We start from the raw sequence: 23308 nt of genomic DNA, 5'->3' as shown, positions 1-23308 counted from the left end.
TTTATTGATTATAAGATTGAACTAAAAAGTGTGTGTGATCCGCAGATCTTTTAATAATAAGTACAGAACTGCCATAGGGCAAAGGTTTACGGTCTAACGATTTTACGTAAATAGAATGACTGTTACCATCAGCTTTTACTTCTGCATTACCCAGTTTATCTTCACTAATACTGGATAACATAATTGCTTGTCTCCCCAAAAAATCCACTGGGGCGTCACCATCCTTATTCAATTGCTTAAAAAATCCTTTAAACGGTATAGTAAGAATTTTATTGATAAACAAAGCAGGAATAAGAACCGCAATCATTATGATAAAACCAATGTAGTTTTCATAAGTACCTGTAAGTGTTGTAAGTATGGTAGTAGCAAACCACCAAACGAAAATCCAGAAGGTAAAGGTGAACATGAACGGTAAACCAACAAAGTTGAAATAAATGAGAAAAATTTGCCACTTTTTTAAGGGTTTGCGCTTCTTACCTATTACATCGTCTTTATTGACCTCTGCATTTGAAATGTCCTCAAAATCTAGATTTCCGCCTTCAATACCGGCATCAAAATCTATATCTGCATCTACCTCTATATCTACATCAAGGTCATAATCAAGACCACCGATCATGGTAATGATCCAGTAGACAATTAGAAGTATCAACAGTACGGTCAGCGTAATGTTTACTTCAGAAAATAATATGTCGGTTAGTTGATTCAAATTCTTATTTTTTGGTTTTTGTGAACCCTAATTGTTCTTTTAATTTTTGAAGTTCGTCATCTGCAGCGGCTTCAGTGGTATCTGCAGCTTTATCTAGTTCTTCATCAATAGATTTACTAGCATTGGCAATATCACCATACGCTTCGGCCAAGGCCTCTTCTTGCGCTATTTTTTCTTTCATACGCTCAAGCATAGAAACCGTGCCACTACTGTCTAACTCTGCCATTTGCTTATTTAAATTTTTGGTAGCATTACTCACTTTAACACGTGCTTTTAACGTTTTAAGTTCGTTTTCCCAATTATTTATATTCGCCTTTAGCGCTTCAACGTTGCCTTGCATTTGACTTACATTAGCCTCAAACTTTTCAGTTTCTACCTTGGTAGCCTCTAATTGTTTCTCATTGCTCTCTTTCTGCATTAGAGCTTCTTTTGCCAGTCTGTCCGCTTCGGCAGCATCCAATTCTTTGCTGTTGGCCTTCTTTAGAATGATAATAGCTTTATCTTGATATTCCTTGGCTTTGTTCTTATAAACGTCTTGATCGTTCTTAGAACGTATAGCAAGTGCTTTTACTTGTGCCAGGGCCTCTAAACTTTTTTCTAAGTCTAATTTCATGTCCCTAATGCCTTGCTCCGTCATCTTAATGGGATCTTCCATTTTGTCAATAGCCGAATTGGTTTCAGCCTCTCCTATTTTAAATAGTCTTTTAAATATATTCATGATTTTATTGTTTTTAATATTTAGAAAATTCAATGATTTTGTCCGAGTATTCACTCATAAGTAAGCTTAATGAATTAAGACTGGCTTCAAACTCGTTCAAATCCATATTCTCAATTTGTAAGGTGTCCCTGAATATGACGCGGTTTGCAGTTTCATCTAAAACAAAAGCGCCGTGAATGATATCTCTATTCTTCTGAAGTAAGCTTTTAAAGATTTTTTCAGATTGATTGTGAACGGAGAATATAAACTGTTCCATAATCAAAATTGGAGGCGATACTCCCAAAATCAAATTTTTTATTCCAGAATCTTCTTTCTCAACAACCATAATTCCGTCTGCCCTATTCTCCTTTACAATATTAAAATTCAGTTCAAGCAGGTAATCTCTGGTTATATTAAAGTGGTTTTTCATTTGTGTTGGTTTTTGTAAGTGGATTCTTAAATTCAATAATACAAAATAATATTGGTGCGTAATCCTAAATTGATAATAGGAGCGCTAAAATGTAAATAACTGCGACGAACATGATATTGAGTTTTTAAAATTGGTTAAACAAAAATTAATAGCTCAAAATAATAGCAATTCAAATATTTATTGCTAATTTTGTTAGACAAATATAAATAAATATTTATCATTTGCAAATTTAATTAGCAAAAAAATGTCGTATTTCGGTAAAAATATTAGGAAAATAAGAAGTTTAAAAAGTCTTAGTCAACAAGCATTTGCAGAGCTATTCGACTTAAAAAGAGGTACTTTGGGTGCTTATGAAGAAGGGAGAAGTGAGCCAAAACTAGAAACATTGATAAAAATTGCTAATTATTTTAGCATTCCTATAGATGACTTGCTAACAACCGAATTAACGGTAAATAATTTATTAAAGTTCAAAGGTAATTTAACTGTTGAGCAAGACCTTGGTGAGCAAGAATTCTTTATTAAAGTACCTTGTATTACAGCTGTGAATCAGACCGATTATATAAAGTATCTCAGCAAGGATTCTTACATACAAGACCTCCCTTTTTTATCATTACCTATAAATCCAGATAAAAAATTTAGGGCATACACCGTTCAAAATTTAGAAATGAGTAGAAATGAACTAGGAATGTTCCCTAAGGATATTGCTATTGGGGAATGGGTGCCGCCAACGGTATATTCAAAACTTAATAATGGCACCTTGGTTTTTACGGTAACAGAAAATGAAATCATTTTAAGGAGATTGTTTATTACCAATGATAGTTTTGTGTTACGGGCGGATCATAAAAATGTGGATGATGTAGTACTCCAATTAAAGGAGATTAAGGAAATGTGGCGTGTACGATACGTTTTCTATCATAGACTGCCAGAGACCAATTTTAACATAGAAGAAAAGTTATTTCAATTAGAGAAAGATTTTGATAGACTTAAAAATGAGCGATAATAAAAAATGCCCTCTAATAGTAGAGGGCTTTTTCTTAAACTTGAATGTATATATGTCTTAGATAACTTTAACGTTCACTGCGTTTAAACCTTTGTTACCTTCTTTAAGTTCAAATTCAACTTCATCGCCTTCGCGAATTTCGTCGATCAACCCAGAAATGTGTACAAAGTGATCTTTCTCAACTCCTTCTTCAGTGATAAAACCGAAACCTTTTGTGTCGTTGAAAAATTTTACTGTTCCTTTACTCATTGTAATGTAATTTAATTTATAATACTTATTAGTGAACAAAGATGACGCCAATAGTTGACAATGAGCGGTTATTGATCACTTATATTCTTTTTTTGTGAATACTTTATGAGTTTTGTGCTCAAAATGAATCATTTACTCTCTGGAAAACTAAATTGAGCATCTTTTTTGTTTATGTCTGATGCTGTTTATTTCATGATTTATGAGAAAATCATCAATTACGCTATTATAAATATTGATACATTAGTAGAAACAACAAAAAAAATCAACTCATAGCATTCAACAACATGAAAAACACATTTGACTTTAAGAAAGCCATATCAGGTATTACTTGCATTTTACTATTTAGCTTTTGTTTGACAGCACAAAAACCAAATTATGATATCTCTAAAGATTTATTATTGGTACAGTTAGATTGCAAGACGGATATTGATGATTTACATACAGCTGCGGGATTAGCTACGCTTTTAAATCACCCGGATTATAAGCATTTAAATTACTATGCTGTTGCTGGTTCTTATGGTATTCAAGAAGGACTTTACGTTCCGCCAAACGAATTAATGAAAATGGCATTTAAAAATAATTGGACAGATGCTGATAAAGAATGGGAAGCATCTGTAGCTAGAGTTGCAAAATTAGTGGTAAAGACTATTAAAAATGGTGGCGATGTTTGGGTAGCCGAAGCAGGTCAGTCAGATTTTACGGCAGATTGGGTAAAGCAAATATCAAATCAAAATCCGTCAATTAAAATAAAAGAACATATTCATGTGGTACAGCATAGTGATTGGAACGAATCCGTAACAGAACCTACAAAGCTTAAATACACACAAACGGTTACGGATTTTCACAAAATTGCTGATGGCAATGCTGTTGGTAATGGTACACCTGGTTTAAAATCTGATGGTAAAGTAGCTTGGGAGACTAAAATCAATGATGAAAAATTAACCAACATTTGGAATACGGCAATTCGACTTGGCAATCAGTATAATGGAAAAGATGGCAGATATTTAAATGAAAGCGTAGATGAGGGTGGTCTTGATTTTTCGGATTTAAGTGAGGTATGTTATATACTTGGTTTAATGGAAATAAAGGATACCGATCAGTTCTTCGATTATTTTCAAGTAAAATAATTAGCTACTTAAGTTTTAAAAAGGCCTCCTGCAGTTTTTTTGTAATGGGGCCTTTTTTATTTTCCGAGTATAGTAATTTATCATCAATCTGTTGAATTGAGGCTATTTGGGTGCTGGTTCCTGTTAAGAAGGCTTCATTAATATGTTCAATTTCTTCAACTGCAATAGCTTCTTCTTTTAAAGGTATGCCTAGCGAATTACAAAGTTCAATGACCACTATCCTAGTAATTCCGTTAAGAATATGTTCATTTGCCTTATGTGTATAAACCACGCCTTCTTTAACAAAGAATACATTGCTATGCGAGGCTTCTGTATAAACTCCGTTTCTATGTAAAATAGTTTCGTAGCATTCATGCTGCATAGCTTCTTCATTAAGCATAACATTGCCTAAAAGGGAGGTCATTTTAATATCGCAACGAGACCATCTAAAATCTTTTCTGGTTATTACCTTGGCATTAATTTCATTGATAACAGGTAATACTTTTGGTATAGCATACATTATTACCGTAGGTTGACATTGTTGCGGAAAAGAGTGTTGCCTTGGAGCTACTCCCCTAGTAATCTGTATATACAACATACAGTCAATAGCTGACAACTGAGCAGCATGTAATAATTTGGGTATTTCTTTTTTAAGAATGGCTGTATCAAAATCTATGTTGATTGCTTGTAAACCGTATTGTAGCCGTTCTAAATGTTCTTTCTCGTAGAAGAAAGAGCCATTGATCTGTACCATAACTTCGTACAATCCGTCACCAAAAATAAATCCGCGGTCGAATACAGATATTTTTGCTTCCTCTGCATCTACAATATTTCCGTTTAAATAAACCTTGTTTGGATATGCCATTGATTAAAGGTAGCGTTGCAGATGTTTTTTAAAATATATGGCACTGTCTGTAATACTTTGCATTGAATTTTTTGCAAAATTACCACCTTGCTCAATATAATAGTATTGTAAATCTTTCTGTTCTATGGATGATAATATATTCTTGTAATCAATAGAACCGTTACCCATTTCAGAATAGTCGCGCGTTACTTTGTCCATATCCTTAATATGCCACATGACATATCTACCTTGATTTTCTTTGATCAATTCATGAATGCTTTTATTTGATGAATGTTCTACCCAATACATATCCATTTGTAATTTTACTAAATTTGGGTCTGTACCGGATAGGATAATATCATAGCCCTGTTCACCATTATGGTCCGTAAATTCAAAATCGTGGTTATGATACGCAAATTGTAAACCTGCATTGGTTACTTGTTCACCTATGATGTTTAACTTATCTGTCAGTACTTTAAAATTCTCGATAGTTCTATATTCCGGGGCAAGCCAAGGCCAGGTAATGTATTTGCTGTTTAAATTTTTAGAACCAATAATGCACTGGTCCACATATTTTTTTAAAACATCAATAGGTTCATTAAAGCGACTGGAAAAATCATAATGACCACTAGAAATAGTAAAATCCAAACTATCTAGCTGCTTTTTAAACTCTTTTGATTTTATGCCATAATACGTGTCATTATCACCGTTGTACCCATAAATTTCTCCATCTTCATAACCTAAGGACCTAGCATATTTTATGCTTCCTAACGGATCTTTGGCCATGGCATCTCTAATAGTGAATAATTGTAGTCCCATTTTATACTTAAAATGTACCGGAAGAACGGATAACGGAAGTATGGAGCTAACGGATAAAACCCCTGTTTGCTTTAAAAATGTTCTACGCGAACTTAAACTATTCATTGTATGATGTTTTATTGGTATGGACCTATAATATAAATATAATACATAGGTAGCGAAATAAGGTGTGAGTAAAATTAAAAAGCAGCCGAAAACGACTGCTTTTTATATGAAAACCTCTATAGTATTTAGTTATTGGCCAATGCGGTCTCATTATATGAAACACGATAAATAGCATCTCCGTAATCGTCTGAAATCAACATTGAACCATCTTTTAATAGTAATAAGTCTACCGGTCTGCCTGTTGCTTTTTGTTCAGCTTCATCTAACCAACCATCTATAAACGGCTCACTGTTTACTGCTTCGCCATCTTCAATATCGACCATCATGATTCTATATCCAACTTTTTTGCTTCTGTTCCAAGAACCATGTTCTGCAATAAATGCTTTTCCTTTGTAGTCAGCAGGAAACATATTGCCTGTGTAAAATTTGATTCCTAATGGAGCCACATGTGCATCTAGTTGTAAGGCGGGATCAACAAAATCTGAACAAGGGTGTAAATCTCCGAATTCAGGATCTTTAACAATGCCCCCGTGGCAAAAAGGGTATCCAAAATGTTGCCCGGCTTCGGTAACGGTATTTAATTCGCATGGCGGTATATCATCACCTAGCATATCACGTCCGTTATCTGTAAACCACATTTGTTTTGTATCGGGGTGCCAAGTAAAACCAACTGAATTCCTTACTCCTCTGGCATAAATTTCACGATTGCTTCCATCAGGGTCCATTCTGGTTATTGTCGCAAAACGCTCATCTTCTTCGGTACGATTACAAATATTACAAGGAGCACCAACTGGCACATATAATTTGTCATCTGGACCAAAAGCAATATACTTCCATCCGTGATGAAATTCCGTTGGGTAGTCATCATAGATCAACTCTTTTTCAAGCGTATTTCCTAGTTGATTTTCTATATTGGGATATTTCCACAAACTACCTACCTGTGCTACATATAAGTCTCCATTTCTCATGGCTATACCATTTGGTACTTCCATGGTATCTAAAACCATAATATTGTCAGCTTTAAAATCACCGTTGGTATCTTGTATGGCGTAGACGGTATTTTCTGTTCTGGTACCAACAAACAAAGTGCCATTATCACCCATAGCCATTGACCTTGCACCATCTACTCCCCTAGCATAAACTTCAATTTGAAACCCTTCTGGCAAATTAAGTTCTAACAAGGCTAGATCTGTACTGTCAAGTTCCACCTCATTATTGGTAGTGGTGGTGTTTTCTTTTTTATTTTCTTTACAAGATTGTATGGAAAGCAATATAGCCAGTACTGCTAAACTTTTTAAAAACGTTTTTTTCATGTTCAGAATATTTGGTTTTTATACGAAGATACATAACCTGTTCAAGTTATATAATGTTTGCATGGTTTGTATAAAGGTTATTTAGAGTAAAACACCTCAGGGCAAGCCCATGAGGCACTTAAAGGAATCAAACTTTTAATTTCGAGGCAAGCTTCGGGGTATTATATCCTTTGGCGGTGCAAATAAAAAAGCCAACCTTAAAAGAATTAAGATTGACCTTTACAACCACCTACTTATTTTTTTTATGAATTGGCATCCATTGCTTTAGAAATTAGCGTATCGCCCTCTATAATTTCAAAAGTTCTGTTAATGGCCGCATCGTCATGTAATGATCTTACTAGAGTTTGTGCAACATCATCTCTTGTTATCGATCCTTTTTTGTTCAATTTATCCTGCAATTCAATTTTACCTGTACCAGCATCATTGGTTAATGAACCTGGTCTTACTATGGTATGCATTATATTGGCAGATTTAAGATATTCATCAGCATTGTGTTTCGCTTTTAAATAATCCTTTAGATCTTCGGCCTGTTCAGGATTATCTGCTCCCATAGAACTTAGCATTACAAATTTCTTAATGTTCGCGTTTTTAGAGGCGTCAATTAAATTTTTAGCACCTTCTTGGTCAACTTCAACTACTTTTTTTCCTCCTGAACCTGCAGCAAAAATGACTTTGTCCATATCTTTTACGGTGTGTGATACATCTTTTTCCAAATCACCCAAAACCGTTTTAATATTCTCTTTCTCAAATTGCTCCTGCTGTTCTTTTTTTCTGACCATTGCAATAGGTTCAAAATATTGAGAGTTTTTTAAAAGTGTAACTATTTTCTTTCCAGTAGTACCGTTAGCACCGGCAACTAATACATTTTCCATTTCAATTTGTTTTCTTGCAAGGTGATTAAAATGCCCTATTTGTATTAATTCGTTAACCAAAAATATTGATGCAATACCCACAGTCAATATTAAAATACCTGTTAAATAATAAAGCAAGGATAAAAGGCATTTGTGCTAATAAATAGTGGATGTAAGTAGTAGCTTACCATTTCAATTATTAAAATGTTATATATGAAAACTGAAGATAAAAAGTCAACCTATAATTCAGATGTTACCACGGATGATTTACAGGCTTTGGGAGAAAAAACTAAAAACACAAGAACGGATAATGGCGATGATAGTCAACTCACGGATAGAGACCGAAAAGTCGATTTTGCAGGTAAGGATTTAGATGTGCCAGGCAGGAAACTGCCGCAAAGCAAATCTGAAAATTCTTTAAAAGATGAAGAGAACCAATTGTACAGCCAGGGAGGTGCGGAAAATGAAGATTTAGAACAAAATACGGACCATATAGTTTAAAAAAGAAAAGCAGCCTATACGGCTGCTTTTTTTGTTATGGGGCTAATATGTTTTCTAAACAGTGATGTTACTTTCCTTGTATGTTGGGTAATCAAGATATCCTTCTTTACCCGGTGTGTAAAATGTATCTTCATTCCATTCGGCTAATTCATAATTATTCTTGAATCGCTCTACCAAATCTGGGTTAGATATAAATAGTTTGCCAAAGGCAACCAAATCGGCATTACCGTCCTCAATTATTTTATTGCCAGATTCCCTGTCAAAATTAGAGTTTATCATTAATGTACCGGTGTACAATGGTCTAAAATGCGCGGCAATTTGCTGTACTGCATAGGGTATGCTAGAAACATCTGTAAAGGGCTCGGACAAATGAATGTAGGTTAGATCATAATCATTTAACCTTTTTATGATGTATTCAAAAGTTGGTATGGTTTCCTCGTCCATTGTAATACCAAACAGGCCATCTAAAGAAGGATTAAATCTTGCTCCTATCTTTTGTTGGGGCACCACTTCTTTTATGGCATCCAAAACTTCAAAAAAGAACCGAGTTCTATTTTCCATGCTTCCTCCATATTCATCTGTTCTATGATTAGATGTGCCGTTAAAAAATTGATGAAACAAGTATCCATTAGATGAATGTATTTCTACACCATCAAAACCTGCAACTATTGCATTTTTAGCAGCATTTTTAAAGTCACTGACCGTTTGTTTTATTTCATCAATGCTCATTGCTTTAGGGGTTACGGTATCTTTAAAACCATTAGGGGTGTAGCTTTTTGCATTGGGGTTAATTGCAGAAGGTGCTAAAGGTAAATCGCCATCGTGAAAATCTGGGTGAGACATACGCCCTACATGCCATAACTGAATAAAAATCTTTCCTCCATTATCATGAACTTCTTTAGTGACTTTGCCCCATGCCTCTACCTGCTCTTGAGAGTAGATGCCAGGCGTATTCACATAGCCAACCGCCTGTTTAGAAACTTGTGAGCCTTCTGTAATAATCAATCCGGCAGATGCCCTTTGTTTATAATACGGCACATGTAAATCCTCTGTTGGTTTGTTTTCTTCATTTGTGGCCCTGCTTCTGGTCATAGGAGCCATAACAATTCTATTTTCTAATGCTATATTCTTATTGTATGGTGTTAACAATGCTTGTTTTTTCATAAAACTAATTTCTAGTAGTGTTTAAATCCTCCTCAAAGTTTTGTTTTATTCATAGAAAAAGTTGACTCTTATCGTAAAAAAAATGTCATTAAGCGTAATTAGGTTACAGAGCTTTATATAACCATTATTTTTGCCTTTCTATAATTAACTAAAACCTTCCTTGTTTTTTGTCGTAAGTATCATTGAAAACAATCTTTCTAAAAACAATTTTATGAATTCTAGCAGTAAAAGGGCTTTAAAACTGTTGAGCCTAATTATGATATTTGGTGTAACATCCAGTGCGACAGCACAAAATCTAAAGGGAAAAGTAACGGATAAAGATGGACTTGCATTAGAAAATGTTGGTATTTTTAATCAGACGACCGGGCAACATAGCCATACCAATTTATCAGGATCATTCTCACTTCCTTTAACAACAGTGAATGATTCGGTTTACTTTTCTAACCTAGGATATAAAACTTATATATTGGTCATACAGCCCCAACATGTTAATGAAGGAGTGCAAATTGCTTTAGAGGAGTCTAGCATTAACTTAGATCAGGTGGTAGTAGTATCAAAAGTTGATGCTATGAGCAGAATAGTGAACATTGATGTACAGAACGATCCGGTTAAATCTTCACAAGAGATTTTACGTAAAGTTCCTGGATTATTAATAGGACAGCATGCAGGTGGTGGTAAGGCCGAGCAAATATTTTTAAGAGGATTTGACATAGATCATGGTACGGATGTAGCCATCAGCGTTGATGGTATGCCGGTAAACATGGTTTCGCATGCGCATGGGCAAGGTTATGCCGATCTACACTTCGTTATTCCTGAAACCATTAATAATATAAATTTTGGAAAAGGCTTGTATTATGCCGATAAAGGAAATTTTAATACTGCCGGGTATGTTGATTTAAGTCTGAAGAAAAGTATAGATCAAAGTATGGTTTCTTATGAATCCGGACAGTTCAATACCAATAGATTTGTTGGACTTTTTAAAGTTTTGGAAAGTAGTAAAAGTAATGCTTATTTAGCTTCTGAAGTCTATCTTACGGACGGACCTTTTGATTCTCCTCAAAATTTTAATAGAATAAATATTCTTGGGCGCTATAATTATAAAGATATAGGAAATGAAGAATTGACTTTGACCGCTTCGCATTTTCAAAGTAAATGGGATGCTTCTGGTCAAATACCTCAAAGAGCTGTAGATCAAAACCTAATAGGTAGATTTGGTGCAATTGATGATACTGAAGGTGGTCAAACCAGTAGAACTAACTTAATGTTGAACCATGTTAAATTCTTAGGTGAAGATCAGTTTTTGAAAACAAGGGCTTTTGTAAGTAAATATGATTTTGAGTTGTTTTCGAATTTTACATTCTTTTTGGATGATCCGGTCAACGGAGATCAAATTCGTCAGTTTGAAGATAGAACCATTATGGGTGCCGAAACTATTTTTGAACAGATTAACATTGCTGTAGGTAAAGATGATACTTTTAAGTATTCTGCAGGTGGTGGGTTTAGGTATGACAATGTAGATGATGTAACTCTGTCACATACATTAAACAGAAAAACCACCCTTGAGCAGTTTGCTTTTGGCGATGTAGATGAAACCAATTTTTACGGATTTGTTGACGGGGAATATAAAACAGGTAATTGGACTTTTAATCCTTCTGTACGCTTAGATTATTTCAACTTCGGTTATGAAAACAAACTAAGCGAGCTTTATGACAATAAAAGTGAAAGTAAGGCAAAAGTGAGTCCAAAACTAAATACATTGTATACCGTAAATAGAAATTGGCAAGTTTTTTTGAAAACGGGTCTTGGATTTCATTCTAACGATACTCGAGTAGTCACTGCAAATGAAGGTAGGGATATATTGCCAACCGCTTACGGTGCAGATTTAGGTACTATTATTAAACCTACGGATAAACTTGTGCTGAACGCTACCTTATGGGGGCTTTTATTAGATCAGGAATTTGTTTATGTAGGTGACGCTGGTATTGTTGAGCCAAGTGGCAAGACTCGTAGGTTAGGTGTTGAACTAGGTGCTCGTTACCAGGTGTTAAATTGGCTGTATCTTTATAATGATATCAATTATACCTACGCTAGAAGCACTGAAGAACTTGATGGGGAAGATTATATACCTCTTGCTCCGGATTTTACTTCAGTAGGTGGTATATCGGTAACAGATTTAGGAAAATTCTCTGGTGCTTTAAACTATCGTTATTTAGGAGATAGAGCAGCAAATGAAGACAATAGCATTGTAGCTGAAGGTTACTTTGTAACCGATATGAACCTTAACTATCATATAAAAAACTGGACATTGGGTCTGATAATAGAGAATTTATTTGATACAGAATGGAACGAGACCCAATTTGCTACAGAAAGTAGATTGTTTAATGAAACTGCATCTGTAGAGGAAATTCATTTTACTCCTGGTACTCCGTTTTACCTAAGAGGAAAGGTATCTGTGAGGTTTTAAAGAAGTTTTAGTAGCAAGCTTAAAAGAGCTCTGATTTTATTATCAGAGCTCTTTTGTTAATTCGAAAACTATTCAGGAGAATTTACGGTTATTTCAGAAACCGAAAAACTACCTGTACTATCTTTAGAAATAACTTTAATATAATATTCGGTGCCAGAATTATATTCAATTCCAGATATGCTATTATCCGCTATGTCAGTCTCTTCAATTATTTCTGATTCATTTTCGGTTATAGTTACATCGTAGGTTAAAAGGTCATTATCCTCATCTGTTCCAATCCAACTAATGGTTAACAACTGCGTTAGAGTATTAAAATCAGTACGGATTTCTGCGGCATAAGGTGCATAATTAACTTCGGCTAAACCAGGGGTAGTAAAAGAATACGTATCACTTTCCGTAGTGCCAAATTCATTTTTAGAAGTCACTGTCCAAGTATAGGTTTTGCCTCTATCTAAGCTAACCGTAGTTTCCAGTCCACCAACAGTGGAGCTTACCGCTTGCTGGTTGTTTAATAAAACTTCTAAGGTATAATTTACAGTATTTTGCGCAGCGTTCCACTTAAATAAAATAGAGACTTTGGTATCATTATTAGGTATAAGCTCAAATTCTGAACAAGGCTCCCCATTAACAGGTAAAGTGCCTGTAACTTTAGTAGGAACCTCATTGTCTATCTGTTTTTCCGTCTCTTCAGGAGTGCTTTTATCGCAGGAATTTAAGCATACAAAAAGTAATAAAAGACTAGTAAAATATTTTAAGGTTTTATATATCATTTCTTTATAATCTTAAAGGTTTTTGAATGTTGTTTTGATTTGATTACCGTAGGGTAAATTCCGGTTTCCATAGTTTGTAAGTCGATTGAATTTAAGCCTTGCCCTGAAAATGCTTTACTTAATACGAGCTTACCCGATAAATCATAAACCAACACGGTACTTGATTCTTCGTACCCTTGGATAAACACTTCTCCCGAAGTAATTGTTGGAAACATTATTATACCATCTGAAAAGCCAAATGAATCGGTAACCATCCCTTGGCAGTCACTTTCTCCTGTAATAGAAATAGCATTGAATTCAGATAAATCCGATAATTGAATTTCATTTTTTCCGTTAGATGTAAAGCTGAAGTTTTTTAGTTCTCCGTTTATATCAACAATATAAGTATAGCTGCCCTCCACATTGTAAGTTGCCGTTTTAGCAGAGGTATTTAAACTTTCTCGCTTTCCTGAGATTGAGCCGACTTCGTTGATTTGAATGCCATAGGTTTGAGAATACAAAATATCTGGAATAGAAATAGTGACCATATACAAACCAGTGGTAAGATTAGCTACTTCTATATTCTCATTTAACGATACCTCATTATAGTCTGTTGAAACTGGACCTTCAACAGCTATATTAAAAATATAATCAGTTAACTCACTCGAAATAGAAATACTTCCATTTGCTTCTCCCGGACAAGTTGGTGTAGCGCCATAAACCAAAATGGCATCTGCTGCTATTATTTCGCAACCATTATCGTTCACTATAACATTTGGTCTTGTATCTAAACAAGAATCTTTATGATCTAAAATTCCGTCAAAATCATTGTCTTCGTTGCAAAAAGAAGCTTTTCCGCCATCGGTGATAAGCCAATTATAATTTTCTACTATGTTTTGGCGTGCATCTTCAGATTCGCAAAATTGATTTTGAAGGGCATCAAAAGTTACTCCTCGCTGTAATGAAGGCAATTGACTCCAGCCTTCTAATATGCTGTCATAATTAGCATTTGAGAGACCACTATAATTGAAAATACCAGACATATTGGTTACTTGAGAAACATCCCAAGTAGTCAAATTTTGGTTAAAATTATATGCTCTTGAAAACAACCAGCTCATATCGATGACACTAGAGACATCCCAATTGCTAATGTCATGATTAAATGCCATAGCCCCTGCAAAAACCCTACTCATGTTGGTCACTTTGGAAACATTCCAATTACCAATGTTTTGATTAAAGGAACCTGTACTTGAAAACATACCTGACATGTCGGTAACGTTAGAAACATTCCAATCCCCAATATTTTGATTAAAGTTTGGAGCGAAGTTAAACATGGAACTCATGCTCGCGACATTACTAACGTCCCAACTTGAAATATCTTGATTAAACCCGGAGGATTGAAACATAATTCCCATATAGGTTACATTAGAAACATCCCAACTACCTATAGGCTGGTTAAATTTAGTTGCATGACTAAACATGGAACCCATATTGATAACATTGCTAACATTCCACCCAGAAATATCTTGATTAAATTCTGAACAGTTACTGAATAAATTCCCCATTGTGGTGACATTGCCAACATCCCAATCTGAAATATCTGCATTAAAAGCAGTACAATTAGTAAAAGCTTGACTTAAATTTTCAATTGTACTAATATCCCAATTATTAAAACTAGGATTATCAGTTAAAGAACTACACCCTTCGAACATATAAAATAGTGAATTAAGGTTAGAAAGGTCAGGAGTATCCCCTGCAACTACGTCAAGATTGGTACAACCTTTGAATGCTGATTCCATTGAGTTCCAACTAATATCACCCCATTGATTAATTTCAATAAGTTTAGGGGCATCTCCACCTACATCGTTGCCATCAAAAGTTTGTAAACGCATTGAGAACAAACTACCTGAAATGCTTACGGTGTATATACCTGGATTAGAGTAAGTATGTTGAGTTGCACCCACTACGTCCATGTCAACAACACCGTCTCCCCAGTCGATATTAAAAGGTCCTCCAAATGTTCTAAGAGCAATGGTATTATTGTCTGATGTACCTGGGTTATCGGTTTTCCAAGTCGTTACAAAGGGTCGAAAGGTTGGACAGTTTTCTCCTGAATCATTAATGATCCAATTATAGCCTTCAATGATTGACTGTCTTGCAGATGTTGCATTACAAAATTGGCTAGTACCGGCATCAAATGTAATATTTGGTTGAAGTGTATTTAGATGACTCCAACCAATTAAAGTATTATCATAATTCACGGTGCTCAGCGCTGAACCTTCGAAAATTCCTGATAAAGAATTTACGTTAGAAATATTCCAATCCCCAAGACTATTATTAAAGCCACTTTCGTAGAACATCTGAAACATAGTAGTCATGTTCAACGTGTCCCATGAAGAAAGTATAGTATTGAACAGGGGGGTTCCCGAAAACATCTGAGCAACGTCTTGCAAATTTGAAACATCCCAGTTATTAAAACTTGAATTGCCTTTCAAAGTCTGACAATTATTGAACATTTGTTTTGCTGATGTTACTAAAGACAAATCTGGCACATCATGAGCATTGACGTCAAGATTAACGCAGTTAGAGAATGCTCCTTCCATTGAGCTCCAATTAATATCACCCCATTGATCTACACTTACAATTAAAGCTGAATTTGGTCCCGCTAATTCAAAATATATTCTTGGGAAATCACCAGTTATTGTAACCGTGTAATTGCCCGGGTTATCATATTGATGAGTAATATCATTAGTGATATTTGGTTGAGAATTTCCGTCTCCCCAATCGATACTATAGTCATAAGTCTCTCCAGGAAATGTTGGAATAGTAATACTGTTGTTTGTAGATGCCTCTATTTGCCAAGTAGTAATAAATGGACGTTTTTGATTAGCGGTGCACTCTGGGAAGAGCCCATCATCGTTTATAGTCCAATTATATACTTCAATTATAGCTTGTCTATTTATTCCACTTTTGCAAAATTGGATGTTTGAGTCGAGCTTAACGTCATTTTTAAGAGATGGAAGATTGCTCCATCCGATCAAGGTAGAATCATAATTATTAATGGACATGCCTGTATTTGAAAGCATGAAGCTCATGTTATTGACGTTACCAACATTCCATACTCCCAAATTTTGATTAAAGGATAAAGCAGAAAAGAACATTGAGCCCATTTCTTCAACAGATTCAACGTTCCATGAGCTTAGATCTTGATTAAAAGCAGAAGCTTCGGTAAACATATTTGTCATCCATTTAACGTTACTAACGTCCCAACCAGAAATATCTTGATTAAAAACCTGATTGTTGGAAAACATTGCGTTCATATAAAGTACATTACTTACATTCCAACTTCCAATATTTTTATTGAAAGAGGTCCCAAAAAACATATGTCCCATATTACTTACGCCAGAAACATCCCAATCAGAGATATTCTGATTGAATGATGTAGCCCATTGAAAAAGAGAAAACATACTTTCCACATTCGACACATCCCAGTTGCCTATAGGTTGATTGAATTTGGTTGCCCCAAAATAAAGCAAAGACATTTGAGTAACCGTGCTTAAATCCCAATTTGCCATGGTATCATTACCAATTAGCGAACTACAGTTTTTAAACATTGCCGAAATATCGTTAAGGTTTGAAAAGTTGGGAACATCGGTGGCCTTTACATCAATATTTACGCATCCAGAAAATGCTCCCGACATTGATGTCCATTGATTTGAACCCCATTGATTAATCTCAATTATCTTTCTATTATCTTTGCTGTTTGTTGAATTTTCAAAAAGTATCCTCGGGAAAAGACCGTTAATGGAAACTTGGTAAACCCCACTGGTAGCATAGGTGTGGGTGATATCGCCAGTAACGTTTTCCGAAACATTGCCATCTCCCCAATCTACATTATAATCATAAATAACCTGAGGTAAAAAATCTGGCGCTTTATATGTTGGTATAGTTATTTGGTTATCCTCAGAAACACCAGGATTGTCTGTTTTCCAGGTAGTTATGAATTCGTTTTGTGAATAAGTATTTGTAATGCATAAAAAAAGAATGCAACTGAGTAAAGTTCGCATGTATTTGGTTGTTATAGTTGATTGGTTAAATCTAATACTATAAGTTAGTTTTGAAAGAATTATTCGATTAATTGTAATATTATTCCCTCATGAGGATTTTATAAAATCGGTCGTCTTATTTGAATTTCTACAAGCGGAATAATATAGAGGATTGTAATGTATCAACCTTTTTTAAGACCAAGACTTCATGCAAGAAGTTTTTAAGGATTTTAGTACTGGCGGATTACTAATAATTGGTAACGAAGCTTTGTTGGAGAATTACGTAAAACCAAAACAAGCCGGACTCTATATTTTTATTAGAACTACAAGTAATAAAGCCACTATTGAGGTAGATGGCATACCATATATCATTTCAGAACATAGTCTGCTTGCGTTGACACCAATTCAATTTATTCATTTTGTTGAGGGTAAAGATTTAATTGTTTATCAGTTCAATAGAGAGTTTTATTGCATTAAAGACCATGACCAAGAAGTAAGTTGTGCTGGGTTGTTATTTTTTAGCAATGCACATTTTCCATTAATAGATTTAGGAGAAAATGAACAACGAAAGTTTAATACCCTTCATGAGGTTTTTGTGGACGAATTAAATACGGAAGATACGATACAAGCCGAAATGCTACGCATGCTAATGGCTCGTTTTATGATAATGAGCACAAGGCTGCTTAAGGCAAAAGAAGGATTTGGAAGTGCTGCCAATGATGTAAAGCTAGATTTGCTAAGGTCATTTAATTTGTTGGTAGAAGCCCATTTTAAAGAGGAGCATTCAGTCTCTTTTTACGCGGATAAGTTATTTAAATCCCCTAAGACCCTTTCAAATACCTTTGCAAAATTCAATACTACTCCTTTACAAATAATACATGAACGCATAGTTCTTGAGGCTAAAAGACTACTTATTTATACCGATAAAGCAGCAAAGGAAATTGCTTATGAAATTGGTTTTGAAGATGCATCTCATCTAAGTAGGCTATTTAAAAAATTGACAAGCCTCTCTCCTTCTCAATTTAAGAAACAACTAGCAAAAGCCGTTTAGGGAAAAATTGACAACTACTAGGGTAGAATACCCCGTTTTAAGTTTCACTTAAGGATGATCTTTGTACTGTAGAATTAAAACAGTAAAGACATGAACTTAAAACACAAATCAATTTTTAATTTAATAGAAATATTTACATCTAAAAGGATAGACGAATCTAATGCAATCAATGTGAAAGAGCATTGTAAGCACAATCATTTATCGGACTATTATTGTGATTCTGATAATTCCTCAAAACTGGCCCGAGTATTCAATTCATTGCTTTGAGGGAAAAATTGACATGTCAATGGGAATTTCAAGCATGACCATAACTACTTCACCAATTTACCTTTGTACAAGATTAATAACATAATAAATTCAATTTTTAAAAAAAAATATTATATGAGCACATTTAATGTACCAACAAGAGAAGAAGTAAGCGAGAAAAATCAAGGTATTTTCGATAATTTGGAAAAAGCATTGGGCTTTGTTCCTAATTTATATGCCACATATGCCAATAGTGATACCGCATTAGAAAACTACTTGAATTTTGCAAATGCCAAAACTTCATTATCAGCTAAGGAGAAAGAAGTTGTCAATTTAGCGGTAAGCCAAGTTAACAATTGTATTTACTGTTTATCGGCACATACAGCCATTGGTAAAATGAACGGTTTTACAGATGAACAAATTTTAGAGCTTAGAGCAGGAAAAGCCATTTTTGACACTAAATTAAATGCACTTGCAAAATTAGCGAAGAATATTACTGAAAATAGAGGTCGCACTGATGAGGACGTATTGAACGATTATTTTGCTGCAGGTTATACAAAAGCCAATTTAATAGATACCATATCATTGGTTGGTGATAAAACAATTTCCAACTACATACACAGTACTACACAGGTTCCGGTTGATTTTCCTGTAGCACCATCTTTATAAACAATTACAAATAATAATTATTAATCATTAAAACGGGGAAACCCACACTAAATTTTAAAAACATGAAAAGAGTATTATCAATTTTAGTTATCGTATTGGCATTTTCATTCAACGCAAATGCACAGGACAAAATGATGAAGCAGCCAGTTAAGAAAATTGCCTTAGAGCAAACTACAGGGGAATTCACTCAAAAATCTATCACTGTTAGCGAAGGCACTTATATTTTTGACGTTGCCAACAATAATGTGGGTAAAGATGTAGGTTTGGTTTTAGTAAAAAAAGGAAAAGATGCTTCAAAACCAGAGAACCACATTCAAACTGCATACGTAACTGCAGCGGTTAAGAACAACACGGTTGGTCATTCTAAAGAAACTAAATTAGAAAAAGGGGAATACGTATATTTCTGCCCTTTAAATCCAACACCAAAATATAGTCTTATCGTAGAATAAGGTTAAGTTTTGCAATGAAAAAGGGCTATTCTTACGAATAGCCCTTTTTTTTATAAGTTATTATTTTAATCTTCTGGCGGGTGACCATGTATATCTTCAAAAACAGAATCAAAATTCTCACGTAAATAAGCATTTAGTTTCTTTTGATAATCATCTTTTAGCCAACTTAAAAAGTTATAGGTGCTTTTGCTAATACATTTTCCGTAAACGTGAATTCTATTATCAATATCTTCTTTTAATAGCTTTGCCAATGCTATGGCATCATAGACATCTTCACTATTTTCAATACAAATGTATGCGTGTTGAGCTATAGATCGTTCAAGAACTACTTTAGAAGATTCCCCTGCAAATGTTGCAGTTTCGTAAGTCTCCTTAATATCAAAATAGGTTTCTTTGGAGTTTTTGAACTCAGCTTTGACTTCATCTGAAAGTTCAAGTTTAAAATCACTCTCAATATCTTCATCATCACGTATGCGATCCATGTAGAAATTGGGCGATTTAAAAATTGCACCCCAATCTAAATCTGCGCCCCAAGGTCCAAAACGATATAGGTTGTTACCTAAGTCGATTACGGTGAATTTGGATTTATTGTTCAAGACCCTAGATCCCCTACCGATCATTTGATAGTAAAGCGTAAGAGATTTTGTAGCCCTGTTCAATATAATAGTATCAATTGTAGGTTCATCAAAACCAGTTGTTAAAATACTAACCGAAGTTAATATGGCATCCGGTGTTTCTTTAAACCATTTTAAAATTTGTTTTCGCTGCTTTTTTGTTGCAGTATTATCAAGGTGCATAATATTTAAACCTGCAGCTTGAAAGGTATGGTGAACTTGTATAGAGGTTTCAATACCGTTATTGAAAATTAAGGTCTTTTTACCTTTTGAATGTTTGGTGTAAGCTTCTAAAAGCTTGCTCAACATTGCCGGGCTTGTATAAAGATCTGCAGATGATTTAACGGTATAATCACCGTTAGAACCAATTTCCAATGAAGTTAGTCCCATGTCATAATGAAACACCTCTGCTCTTGCCAAAAAGTCATTGGCAATAAGATTTTCTATGGTTTCACCAGGTATAAGTTCATCATAGTTCTTGTTCATTGGCAAATCCTTGTTAGAACTTAACGGAGTTGCCGTTACTCCAAGTACGAACGAATTTTCAAAGAACTTAAATAGTTTGGTAAAAGAATTATAGTGAGCCTCATCAATAATGACCAAACCAACATCAGAAATATCCAACTGATCATCGTTCAACCTATTGTTAAGTGTTTCAACCATGGCAACATAACAGCTATAACGCTCTTGGTCATCAAGGTTTGCCTTACTGTTCACAACCTTGTTTACAACACCAAAACTTGTAAGCATGGTAGAAGTTTGGTTACATAACTCTATACGGTGTGTCATAACCAAAACCTTCTTGTTATGGTTCTTAAGGTACTGGCGAACAATTTCCGAGAAAATTACGGTTTTACCACCACCCGTTGGTAATTGGTATAGAAGGTGGTAATCATCTCGTTCTGAATCGAACTTGTCAAATATTTGTTGAATTGCTCCTTGTTGGTAGCTGTAAAGTTCTTTATCTGTCTTTCTGTCCTGTAGTTCAAAAACTGTCTCTTGCATAAAATCTTCTCTGGAGTGTGCAAAGGTAACAATCTCGATAGTTTATTACTAATTCATGGGTTAAAAAGGGTATCTTTTGCGACCATTTGTAACTAATATTAATTGTAAGGCAGAAATTTAATGGACCATTTCCATTTTAAGGTTTATAAACCTTTTGGCATGTTAAGTCAATTAACTTCTGGAGAAGACCGTCAACTTCGAAAAAAACGCTTTTTAAGTGAACTTTCCGATTTTCCTGAAGGTATAATGCCTGTGGGTAGGCTTGATGAGAAGTCTGAAGGTTTGTTACTGATGACCACAGATGGAAAATGGAGTGACGACATCAATAGATCAGGAATAGAAAAACAGTATTTGGTGCAATTGGATGGTTTAGTAACAACTGACGCTATAGATAAATTATCTAAAGGTTTGGTCATAGGGTTGTTCGGTAAAAAGTATGAAACTTTACCGTGTGATGTGGATTATTTAAAAGAAGAACCAATATTACCAGAAGCAAGTGCTGCTTTGCGCATTGGTAGACATAGACCAACATCATGGATCAGTATGGTGATCAAGGAAGGTAAATACAGACAAATACGAAAAATGACTGCTGCGGTAGGTTTCCCTACGGTACGTTTGGTGCGCATAAGAATAGGTAATATCTCTTTAGGTCAAATGAAACCGTCCCAAGTTATAAAGATTACCCCTACTCTATTATCTTCTTAGGAATTCGCTTACCTGAAAAGCGAGATAGAATGGTCAAACTTTTTTTGGTGTTTATAAAGTATACTCCCGTTAATAAAACTACAGAGGCTATGGCTGATTGTAAGGTGATATTCTCGTTCAAGAAATACCAACCAAGTATCATTGCAACAATGGGGTTAACATAAGTTGATGTAGCCACCTTGTCTGGGGAAACAATTCTTAACAAGTAATTAAATGCAGTAAATGTAATAATACTACCAAAGATTATTAAAAGTAGCATGGACCAGATTACCGGGGTACTCCAGGTAAGTGGTGAAGACCATTTTTCACCCAGGAATGTACTTATAATCATTAATGAAAGACCACTAGTTAGCATTTGATACCCGGTATTTACAAAGAAATTTTTAGGTAGTACGGCCTTACCAACAAACAAACTACCGTAAGACCAGCTTAGCATACAGATAAAAATTAGTATCATTCCTAATACGGCACCTTCTTGAGCTATGATCTCTTTTTGACCTACCAATAAGAATATACCTATAATGCCCAAAATAACACCAATAATAGACATAGGTTGTATTTTTTTACCCTGTATTATCCGCATCATTAATAATACCACCAAGGGTTGGGCAGAAACTTCTAACGCCGCAAACCCGCTATCTACAAACTTTAATGCCCATACTACTACCCCATTTCCAAAAGTTAGAAATAGAAAACCTGCTATAAAAGTATTTTTGAATTCTTGTTTGGATATTTTTAAGGGTAAACCCAAAAATTTTGAGATGATAAAAATTAAACTACCGGCAGTAACAAATCTAATTCCTGCAAGCATAAATGCAGGTAGTTCAGTTACGGCAATTTTATTCCATAAATAGGTAGAGCCCCAAATAAAATAAATGGCAAAAAATGACAGAATCACCAATAAGGTATTACGCTGCATTTTTGCCATTGAATGTTATTGAGAATGTTAGATTTTTTTAACACGAACGGCGTTCATGCCTTTCATGCCTTTTTCTAACTCGTAAGAAACCTTGTCGTTTTCCATGATTTCATCAATCAATCCGCTAACGTGAACAAAATATTTCTCGTTGTTTTCAGCATCGATAATGAAACCAAACCCTTTAGTGGTATCAAAGAAAGAAACTTTACCGTTTCTTACCGGATCAAATTCTTCAACATCACCTTCTTCTTTCTTTGGTATACCTAATACAATGTCTTCTGCTTCTATTTCAACCTTCATTGCTGGATCTGGCGGAGTGTCTACCAAATTTCCATTGAAATCTACATAAGCAAGAGGAATACCCGAAGTACCATTTTCTTTTGCTGCCGCTTTACGGGCTAGCATTTTTTTCTTCTTCTCTTCACGCTTCTTTAAGCGTTTTTTTTCTTTTTCAGTTTTATTAAATGTTTGTTGCGATTTTGCCATTCGTAATTTTAATGATAATAATAGATTTTACTGTAAAGGGGTTGAAATACGTAGTGACGTTGATAACCGAAGGAAAGCTTATGGGTTAACTACGATGTCATTTGTTGTAAGGTCATTGCA

Annotated in this window: 22 protein-coding genes; 8 read left to right on the top strand and 14 right to left on the bottom strand. The window is 34.7% G+C overall.

Translation table 11 applies throughout. The features are described 5' to 3' along the window. Position 1 precedes the first annotated feature (1 nt). Genes YQ22_RS17495 through YQ22_RS17485 form a run of 3 tightly spaced genes read right to left on the bottom strand, consistent with a single transcriptional unit; the run spans position 2 to position 1833 of the window. On the bottom strand, positions 2–706 hold the full coding sequence (locus YQ22_RS17495; protein WP_071342220.1) for an OB-fold-containig protein: 705 nt from the start codon (positions 704–706) through the stop codon (positions 2–4). Between the two features lie 4 nt (positions 707–710). Next, entirely contained in the window at positions 711–1424 is a 714-nt protein-coding gene (locus YQ22_RS17490) for a PspA/IM30 family protein (protein ID WP_071342639.1), read from the bottom strand. A 13-nt stretch (positions 1425–1437) separates the two neighbouring features. Beyond that, on the bottom strand, positions 1438–1833 hold the full coding sequence (locus YQ22_RS17485; protein WP_058102732.1) for a molecular chaperone Tir: 396 nt from the start codon (positions 1831–1833) through the stop codon (positions 1438–1440). Between the two features lie 244 nt (positions 1834–2077). Between YQ22_RS17485 and YQ22_RS17480 the strand changes: the two genes are divergently transcribed. Beyond that, a complete protein-coding gene (locus YQ22_RS17480) occupies positions 2078–2833 on the top strand; it encodes a helix-turn-helix domain-containing protein (protein WP_071342219.1) in 756 nt (251 codons plus the stop codon). 57 nt (positions 2834–2890) lie between these two features. On the opposite strand, the gene YQ22_RS17475 is transcribed toward YQ22_RS17480, so the two are convergent. Then, positions 2891–3082 (bottom strand): cold-shock protein, encoded by a 192-nt coding sequence (locus YQ22_RS17475; protein WP_027067037.1) that lies wholly within the window; start codon positions 3080–3082, stop codon positions 2891–2893. A gap of 284 nt (positions 3083–3366) precedes the next feature. Here YQ22_RS17475 and YQ22_RS17470 point away from each other — a divergent pair, with 284 nt between their 5' ends. Beyond that, positions 3367–4209, top strand: a complete 843-nt coding sequence (locus YQ22_RS17470; protein ID WP_071342218.1) for a hypothetical protein — start codon at positions 3367–3369, stop codon at positions 4207–4209. A 4-nt stretch (positions 4210–4213) separates the two neighbouring features. Here the strand turns inward: YQ22_RS17470 and YQ22_RS17465 are convergent, their stop codons facing one another. From YQ22_RS17465 to YQ22_RS17450, 4 genes are all read right to left on the bottom strand, one after another. Further along, positions 4214–5053, bottom strand: coding sequence for an aminotransferase class IV (locus YQ22_RS17465; protein WP_071342217.1), 840 nt, complete (start codon positions 5051–5053; stop codon positions 4214–4216). A 3-nt stretch (positions 5054–5056) separates the two neighbouring features. Continuing rightward, positions 5057–5956, bottom strand: coding sequence for a sugar phosphate isomerase/epimerase family protein (locus tag YQ22_RS17460; protein WP_198033494.1), 900 nt, complete (start codon positions 5954–5956; stop codon positions 5057–5059). A 125-nt stretch (positions 5957–6081) separates the two neighbouring features. Continuing rightward, the gene (locus YQ22_RS17455) at positions 6082–7269 is read right to left on the bottom strand and encodes a PQQ-dependent sugar dehydrogenase (protein ID WP_071342216.1); all 1188 of its coding nucleotides are present in this window, start codon (positions 7267–7269) and stop codon (positions 6082–6084) included. 242 nt (positions 7270–7511) lie between these two features. Beyond that, the gene (locus YQ22_RS17450; protein WP_058104233.1) at positions 7512–8141 is read right to left on the bottom strand and encodes an SDR family oxidoreductase; all 630 of its coding nucleotides are present in this window, start codon (positions 8139–8141) and stop codon (positions 7512–7514) included. A gap of 192 nt (positions 8142–8333) precedes the next feature. On the opposite strand from YQ22_RS17450, the gene YQ22_RS17445 reads away from it, so the two are divergent. Further along, complete coding sequence (locus YQ22_RS17445) at positions 8334–8621, top strand: hypothetical protein (protein ID WP_058102727.1); 288 nt, start codon at positions 8334–8336, stop codon at positions 8619–8621. Between the two features lie 54 nt (positions 8622–8675). Here YQ22_RS17445 and YQ22_RS17440 read toward each other — a convergent pair whose 3' ends face one another. Continuing rightward, entirely contained in the window at positions 8676–9785 is a 1110-nt protein-coding gene (locus YQ22_RS17440; protein WP_071342215.1) for an alkene reductase, read from the bottom strand. A gap of 211 nt (positions 9786–9996) precedes the next feature. On the opposite strand from YQ22_RS17440, the gene YQ22_RS17435 reads away from it, so the two are divergent. Then, positions 9997–12249 (top strand): TonB-dependent receptor plug domain-containing protein, encoded by a 2253-nt coding sequence (locus YQ22_RS17435; RefSeq protein ID WP_442914837.1) that lies wholly within the window; start codon positions 9997–9999, stop codon positions 12247–12249. Between the two features lie 68 nt (positions 12250–12317). On the opposite strand, the gene YQ22_RS17430 is transcribed toward YQ22_RS17435, so the two are convergent. Both YQ22_RS17430 and YQ22_RS17425 read right to left on the bottom strand, forming a co-directional pair. Next, positions 12318–13019 (bottom strand): hypothetical protein, encoded by a 702-nt coding sequence (locus tag YQ22_RS17430; protein ID WP_071342213.1) that lies wholly within the window; start codon positions 13017–13019, stop codon positions 12318–12320. Continuing rightward, entirely contained in the window at positions 13016–17065 is a 4050-nt protein-coding gene (locus YQ22_RS17425; RefSeq protein WP_071342212.1) for a BspA family leucine-rich repeat surface protein, read from the bottom strand. The genes YQ22_RS17430 and YQ22_RS17425 overlap by 4 nt, the downstream gene beginning before the upstream one ends. A gap of 187 nt (positions 17066–17252) precedes the next feature. Here YQ22_RS17425 and YQ22_RS17420 point away from each other — a divergent pair, with 187 nt between their 5' ends. The 3 genes from YQ22_RS17420 to YQ22_RS17410 all read left to right on the top strand — a co-directional run bounded on the left by YQ22_RS17420 (position 17253) and on the right by YQ22_RS17410 (position 19459). Further along, the gene (locus tag YQ22_RS17420; RefSeq protein WP_071342211.1) at positions 17253–18095 is read left to right on the top strand and encodes a helix-turn-helix domain-containing protein; all 843 of its coding nucleotides are present in this window, start codon (positions 17253–17255) and stop codon (positions 18093–18095) included. 381 nt (positions 18096–18476) lie between these two features. Next, entirely contained in the window at positions 18477–19010 is a 534-nt protein-coding gene (locus YQ22_RS17415; RefSeq protein ID WP_071342210.1) for a carboxymuconolactone decarboxylase family protein, read from the top strand. A gap of 62 nt (positions 19011–19072) precedes the next feature. Beyond that, a complete protein-coding gene (locus YQ22_RS17410) occupies positions 19073–19459 on the top strand; it encodes a hypothetical protein (protein ID WP_071342209.1) in 387 nt (128 codons plus the stop codon). Positions 19460–19524: 65 nt separating this feature from the next. On the opposite strand, the gene YQ22_RS17405 is transcribed toward YQ22_RS17410, so the two are convergent. Then, complete coding sequence (locus YQ22_RS17405; protein ID WP_071342208.1) at positions 19525–21078, bottom strand: DEAD/DEAH box helicase; 1554 nt, start codon at positions 21076–21078, stop codon at positions 19525–19527. 120 nt (positions 21079–21198) lie between these two features. On the opposite strand from YQ22_RS17405, the gene YQ22_RS17400 reads away from it, so the two are divergent. Further along, positions 21199–21783 (top strand): pseudouridine synthase, encoded by a 585-nt coding sequence (locus tag YQ22_RS17400; protein ID WP_071342207.1) that lies wholly within the window; start codon positions 21199–21201, stop codon positions 21781–21783. Here YQ22_RS17400 and YQ22_RS17395 read toward each other — a convergent pair. Together YQ22_RS17395 and YQ22_RS17390 are read right to left on the bottom strand one after the other, a co-directional pair. Further along, a complete protein-coding gene (locus YQ22_RS17395; protein WP_071342206.1) occupies positions 21764–22711 on the bottom strand; it encodes an EamA family transporter in 948 nt (315 codons plus the stop codon). The genes YQ22_RS17400 and YQ22_RS17395 overlap by 20 nt on opposite strands. An 18-nt stretch (positions 22712–22729) precedes the next feature. Then, on the bottom strand, positions 22730–23188 hold the full coding sequence (locus YQ22_RS17390; protein ID WP_036154395.1) for a cold-shock protein: 459 nt from the start codon (positions 23186–23188) through the stop codon (positions 22730–22732). Between the last annotated feature and the right edge of the window lie 120 nt (positions 23189–23308).

It is taken from the genome of Maribacter sp. 1_2014MBL_MicDiv, assembly GCF_001865655.1.
Taxonomy (GTDB): Bacteria; Bacteroidota; Bacteroidia; order Flavobacteriales; family Flavobacteriaceae; genus Maribacter; species Maribacter dokdonensis.
This window is presented reverse-complemented; position numbering and strand designations above follow the sequence as displayed.

What these genes read in the sequence shown, in the direction of transcription:
- YQ22_RS17390 (WP_036154395.1), bottom strand. Translation starts at nt 23,188, where the DNA reads ATGGCAAAATCGCAACAAACATTTAATAAAACTGAAAAAGAAAAAAAA.
- YQ22_RS17410 (WP_071342209.1), top strand. Translation starts at nt 19,073, where the DNA reads ATGAAAAGAGTATTATCAATTTTAGTTATCGTATTGGCATTTTCATTC.
- YQ22_RS17400 (WP_071342207.1), top strand. Translation starts at nt 21,199, where the DNA reads ATGGACCATTTCCATTTTAAGGTTTATAAACCTTTTGGCATGTTAAGT.
- YQ22_RS17415 (WP_071342210.1), top strand. Translation starts at nt 18,477, where the DNA reads ATGAGCACATTTAATGTACCAACAAGAGAAGAAGTAAGCGAGAAAAAT.
- YQ22_RS17440 (WP_071342215.1), bottom strand. Translation starts at nt 9,785, where the DNA reads ATGAAAAAACAAGCATTGTTAACACCATACAATAAGAATATAGCATTA.
- YQ22_RS17405 (WP_071342208.1), bottom strand. Translation starts at nt 21,078, where the DNA reads ATGCAAGAGACAGTTTTTGAACTACAGGACAGAAAGACAGATAAAGAA.
- YQ22_RS17455 (WP_071342216.1), bottom strand. Translation starts at nt 7,269, where the DNA reads ATGAAAAAAACGTTTTTAAAAAGTTTAGCAGTACTGGCTATATTGCTT.
- YQ22_RS17475 (WP_027067037.1), bottom strand. Translation starts at nt 3,082, where the DNA reads ATGAGTAAAGGAACAGTAAAATTTTTCAACGACACAAAAGGTTTCGGT.
- YQ22_RS17470 (WP_071342218.1), top strand. Translation starts at nt 3,367, where the DNA reads ATGAAAAACACATTTGACTTTAAGAAAGCCATATCAGGTATTACTTGC.
- YQ22_RS17460 (WP_198033494.1), bottom strand. Translation starts at nt 5,956, where the DNA reads ATGAATAGTTTAAGTTCGCGTAGAACATTTTTAAAGCAAACAGGGGTT.
- YQ22_RS17485 (WP_058102732.1), bottom strand. Translation starts at nt 1,833, where the DNA reads ATGAAAAACCACTTTAATATAACCAGAGATTACCTGCTTGAACTGAAT.
- YQ22_RS17435 (WP_442914837.1), top strand. Translation starts at nt 9,997, where the DNA reads ATGAATTCTAGCAGTAAAAGGGCTTTAAAACTGTTGAGCCTAATTATG.
- YQ22_RS17420 (WP_071342211.1), top strand. Translation starts at nt 17,253, where the DNA reads ATGCAAGAAGTTTTTAAGGATTTTAGTACTGGCGGATTACTAATAATT.
- YQ22_RS17465 (WP_071342217.1), bottom strand. Translation starts at nt 5,053, where the DNA reads ATGGCATATCCAAACAAGGTTTATTTAAACGGAAATATTGTAGATGCA.
- YQ22_RS17490 (WP_071342639.1), bottom strand. Translation starts at nt 1,424, where the DNA reads ATGAATATATTTAAAAGACTATTTAAAATAGGAGAGGCTGAAACCAAT.
- YQ22_RS17480 (WP_071342219.1), top strand. Translation starts at nt 2,078, where the DNA reads ATGTCGTATTTCGGTAAAAATATTAGGAAAATAAGAAGTTTAAAAAGT.
- YQ22_RS17425 (WP_071342212.1), bottom strand. Translation starts at nt 17,065, where the DNA reads ATGCGAACTTTACTCAGTTGCATTCTTTTTTTATGCATTACAAATACT.
- YQ22_RS17445 (WP_058102727.1), top strand. Translation starts at nt 8,334, where the DNA reads ATGAAAACTGAAGATAAAAAGTCAACCTATAATTCAGATGTTACCACG.
- YQ22_RS17395 (WP_071342206.1), bottom strand. Translation starts at nt 22,711, where the DNA reads ATGGCAAAAATGCAGCGTAATACCTTATTGGTGATTCTGTCATTTTTT.
- YQ22_RS17430 (WP_071342213.1), bottom strand. Translation starts at nt 13,019, where the DNA reads ATGATATATAAAACCTTAAAATATTTTACTAGTCTTTTATTACTTTTT.
- YQ22_RS17450 (WP_058104233.1), bottom strand. Translation starts at nt 8,141, where the DNA reads ATGGAAAATGTATTAGTTGCCGGTGCTAACGGTACTACTGGAAAGAAA.